At 50.4% G+C, this 716-nt stretch carries 1 protein-coding gene; it reads right to left on the bottom strand.

What is annotated here, in order from left to right; all coding sequences use genetic code 11:
• The coding region (locus IEY09_RS20115) for an IS4 family transposase (RefSeq protein ID WP_188872418.1) at positions 1-716 on the bottom strand (716 nt) is incomplete at both ends.

The following is a 716-nucleotide window of genomic DNA, read 5'->3' as shown; positions in this document are numbered from 1 at the left end:
TTGTTTCATCTCTCTATAGCCCAGTTCGATTTCCCATCGATGGGCATATAAGTCGACGATGTCTTCGCTGGGGTAACGCATCGGGTCTGTCAACGAGGTCAAAATGGCGACTGACTTACCTTTCACTGTCTTAGTCAATAAACGCGCTTCAAGAGTTTCAGGGAGCTGCGGCCATTTCTTTCTGGCTTGAGGTGTCGTGGTGAGTTTCACCCACTGGTCATGTTTCCCCAGCGTTCGCACTACTTCATATTGAGTGCCTTTCTTCAATGGCAACAACCAGTGGCTATCAGGTTGCGCTTGCTGCCAAGCGTGCAGCAGGCCGAGCGAGTAAAATCCTCGGTCAAATAGGGTTAGGCTGTGATTGGGAATGCTAGGAATGAGCTGGGACGCTAAGTTCATTTCATTTTCGGCAACCGAATCAAAGGCGCTGTTGACCAATAAATGGCTGCTTAACTCCATCAAGCAAACCATGCGAATTTGCGGATAAGCCGCTTCGCCTAAAGCGTTGGCGGTTCGTCCAAAGGCGGCTTGATCTTGAACACTATCGGGTGTCCGCCACACGACACCGTCAACACCATACAAGTTAAGACCGCACCAATGAGGATGTTCAGCTCTCGCGTGCCAGGTATTGGCGCTGCGGCTAAATACTTCTCTAATAACCTCACTGCCCAATCGTTTACGCGCCTGAGTCACGGCGCTGCGTGCAACATAATCAA

Origin of the sequence: Shewanella xiamenensis, assembly GCF_014647135.1 — a bacterium.
Classification (GTDB): domain Bacteria; phylum Pseudomonadota; class Gammaproteobacteria; order Enterobacterales; family Shewanellaceae; genus Shewanella; species Shewanella xiamenensis.
Note: the sequence above shows the minus strand (reverse complement) of the source record. Positions and strands in the feature narration are given on the sequence as shown.